General features: G+C 36.8%; 6 protein-coding genes. 2 read left to right on the top strand and 4 right to left on the bottom strand.

What is annotated here, in order from left to right:
- Positions 1-55: 55 nt before the first annotated feature.
- Genes V7659_RS23895 through V7659_RS23910 form a run of 4 tightly spaced genes read right to left on the bottom strand, consistent with a single transcriptional unit; the run spans position 56 to position 1,097 of the window.
- The gene (locus V7659_RS23895; RefSeq protein WP_335542644.1) at positions 56-292 is read right to left on the bottom strand and encodes a spore germination protein; all 237 of its coding nucleotides are present in this window, start codon (positions 290-292) and stop codon (positions 56-58) included.
- Between the two features lie 58 nt (positions 293-350).
- A complete protein-coding gene (locus V7659_RS23900; protein ID WP_335542645.1) occupies positions 351-584 on the bottom strand; it encodes a hypothetical protein in 234 nt (77 codons plus the stop codon).
- Positions 581-847 carry a hypothetical protein gene (locus tag V7659_RS23905; protein WP_144555997.1) on the bottom strand — a complete coding sequence of 89 codons (267 nt, stop codon included), beginning with the start codon at positions 845-847 and terminating at the stop codon, positions 581-583. The genes V7659_RS23900 and V7659_RS23905 overlap by 4 nt, the downstream gene beginning before the upstream one ends.
- Positions 848-866: 19 nt before the next feature.
- Positions 867-1,097, bottom strand: a complete 231-nt coding sequence (locus V7659_RS23910; protein ID WP_335542646.1) for a hypothetical protein — start codon at positions 1,095-1,097, stop codon at positions 867-869.
- A gap of 229 nt (positions 1,098-1,326) precedes the next feature.
- Here V7659_RS23910 and V7659_RS23915 point away from each other — a divergent pair, with 229 nt between their 5' ends.
- Together V7659_RS23915 and V7659_RS23920 are read left to right on the top strand one after the other, a co-directional pair.
- Positions 1,327-1,800 carry an Hsp20/alpha crystallin family protein gene (locus V7659_RS23915; protein WP_335542647.1) on the top strand — a complete coding sequence of 158 codons (474 nt, stop codon included), beginning with the start codon at positions 1,327-1,329 and terminating at the stop codon, positions 1,798-1,800.
- A 173-nt stretch (positions 1,801-1,973) separates the two neighbouring features.
- Positions 1,974-2,804, top strand: a complete 831-nt coding sequence (locus V7659_RS23920) for a hypothetical protein (RefSeq protein ID WP_335542648.1) — start codon at positions 1,974-1,976, stop codon at positions 2,802-2,804.
- Positions 2,805-3,069 lie beyond the last annotated feature (265 nt).

Below are 3,069 nucleotides of genomic sequence, written 5' to 3' on the forward strand. Positions count from 1 at the left end.
TAAAAAGGCGATTTCTAATTATGTTTAGAAATCGCCTTTTTATACAAGAAAAGTGTTAAACCACACTATTTTTAACTGCATTGCTATCACTGACATCAGGGTCAATTACGATATTGGATGAGAGATTGACAGGGGACAAGTCACCGAGTACTTCTCCAAATGCTTGATTTCGCTTATAAGTTACAAATTGGTCAATTACTTGTAACGAACCCGTATTTGCAACTGCTCCATTGTCAAGGCTATTAATTTTAACGCCCAACACATTGATGACCATCGGAGAAATAAAAAACATGTAAACACTCCTATTTTTTAATGTATACCCCAAAGCTCAGGACAGATGGAACAAGATGCTATAGGATACTTGATTTTACGGATGGACTATCAACTAGATCATTGTCAAGCACCCAAGAAGTTGATAACAGAGTAGGGGATAAGTCTCCGTTTTGTTCTCCAATTCCTTGATTACGCTTAAATGAGACAAACAAGTCCAGGTGCTGACTTGGCCCTAGATTCACCACTGCTCCATGGTCAATGGCATTAATTTTAATACCCAAAATATTAAGTGTCGCAGGTGCAAATGTCATGGGCTCACTCCTGGAATTGGAATTTTGGACGTCGAGTCAAAGGTAGAGTTGGAATCCAGTTGATCACGGTCATCAACAAAACTTCTTGTACCAAGAAAGTTGCTTCCGTCTCCCATATTTTGGCCTAAGCCCATATTTTTTTTGTCCGAATTATGCCATTCAGCTAGTAGGTTTTGCCCGACATTGATGGCTGAGGCATTCTCAAAAGAGTTGACCTTTATGATATTGATATTAATGTTGATGTAAGGAACCGGACCAGACATAAAACCCTCCTAAGCGATTTTAATTCGTTGTTTTTTGTGCCATGTTATCCTGAGGCTCATTATCAATTGTTGAAGAGACTGTGAAGGCTCTAAGTGTACCATCTGCAAATTGCTGGCCCATTCCTTGGTTTTTCTTTGCACTTACATTTTTGTTTTGAATAATGGTTGAGTTAAATGATACGGTGCTTAAATGATCAACATTATTCAGTTTTATACCTTTAATATTTATAGTCGTTGGTAAAAAGAACATAGACCAGAATCCTTTCCATTCAAATCCCGGGATACTTAAAGCCTATGCGGGACACATGATGATTATGTTTAGACGTTAAGTTTATAGACAGTAATAGGAACATCTTTTTGAATTTTTTTAAGTAATAATCCTTTTTCCATGAATGATTTGATAAATCATAAATACGATGGTATAAGATGCACACTTATAATTGGACCAGCTTTATACTTCTTCTGAGGGGGATCCATACATGGATATGAATAAGATGTTACAATGGATGGATTTAGCAAAGAAGTATCAATCCAATGACTTTTGGAATGGTATTTTTGAGCAACCCTCCTTTGATGAATTTATGAAAAGTAATTTTGACTTTGGTCAGCCCGGAGAGGCCAATTCAGAACCTGTGAGGGGAAAAAATTTTCCGCCAACAGATATCTATATGACAGACGAAGAGGTTGTAATAATCGCCGATCTGCCTGGTTATTTAAAGGAAGATATTCAGTTGTCTGTATCAGGCATAAAGATATTAATAAAAGGAAGCAAAAAAGATCTTATGAAAGGGGAACTGGTACAAAAAGAAAGAAATAGTGGAGATTTCGAACGGATTATCCAGCTTCCGGAACCTGTGTTACCCAATCAAGTTCGTGCAAAGTTTAGCAATGGCTTGTTGATCGTCTCCTATAAACGGCAATATTCTAACGAAGAACAGGTGCCAATCGAATAATCAATTTTCAGTATTGCAGACGCTGGTTGTCATAAAGGAAAATAAATAATAGTTTGCGAGGATTTACTATGCCTATTAAAGGGATATTCGGAGGAAATAATAAGGAAAATTCTTTAAACAGCGCAAATGATTACGATAAGCAAATTTTGCGACTAAATGCACTGGAAGTCCAAATGAAAAAATTTTTGGAATTTGAAAAACAACTTCGGCTATCGATGGTTGGAACTGACAAACTTGTGAAAGACAGGCGATCATGGACAGAGCAGAAAAAGGTGGAGGCAAATAAGTCTGAACAGAAGTTTCACTCAAAAAGTAACGTTGAAAATAAAAAGGAATTTAATCTGCATGAACAAAAAATCAATGAGCTGTCACAGAGGATCGACAACCTTGAGAATTTGGTTAAAGAAGTTATTTTGTCTCAAAAGGCTAGTCAATCAAAAAGAGCTATGGGTGCGAATATTGAGCGTCCGCGGGAAAATAGGAGCGATGGGCAAGACCAGAGTGACTCCCTCTCCTCACTTATAAACATGAGAGTCATGGAGCTGGAGAAAAATTATGAAACTGTTAATGAGGTACAAGCTGGGATCATCACTCAAATAGGGGAACTAGTAGAAAAGCATAATCAAATACTGCAAAAATGGGAGAAAAAAGAAAGTGAGGAGATCCAGCAGAATCAGAATCCTATTATCAAAACTTTATATATTGATAAATTTTATTTAGATAAATATGAGCAACACAATAACATTGGACAGATTGGCATCCATTCGTTGAGCGGTGCCCTTAATATTGGAGCGACATATGGAAAAGATGTTATACCTAGCAGAATAACGGAGGAAGTACAGGAGGAGATTGAAAAAATAAAGGCTGATATGGAGGGAATGGAAAAACCACCAACTGGTACAAACGAAACGGACAAGCCTGAAGAAGATGAGTCATCTAGCGATTCAACACCTATTCCTGGCGAGGGGGAGGAAGGCTTCACCGAGATCTGGATTGAGGATTGAATCAGGTGTTTGTAGGTCGTTAAATAATGGTCTTATTTGGATTTAGATAGATTTACCAATACTCCCTAATCAATGGGGGGTTTATTTTATTGTCAAAAATAGTATAATAGTTTCAGAAAATACTGTAATTGGACCATGGCTATTTCTAAAAGAAATAGCCTTATTTTTTTAATACATTTAGATTGGGGTATTCAAATGAATGTTGGATCTATTGCATCCTTATTCGAAGAAAATATAGTACATAAAATTTTCGATAGCCCAGAAC

It is taken from the genome of Neobacillus drentensis (assembly GCF_036966985.1).
GTDB lineage: Bacteria > Bacillota > Bacilli > Bacillales > Cytobacillaceae > Neobacillus > Neobacillus drentensis_E.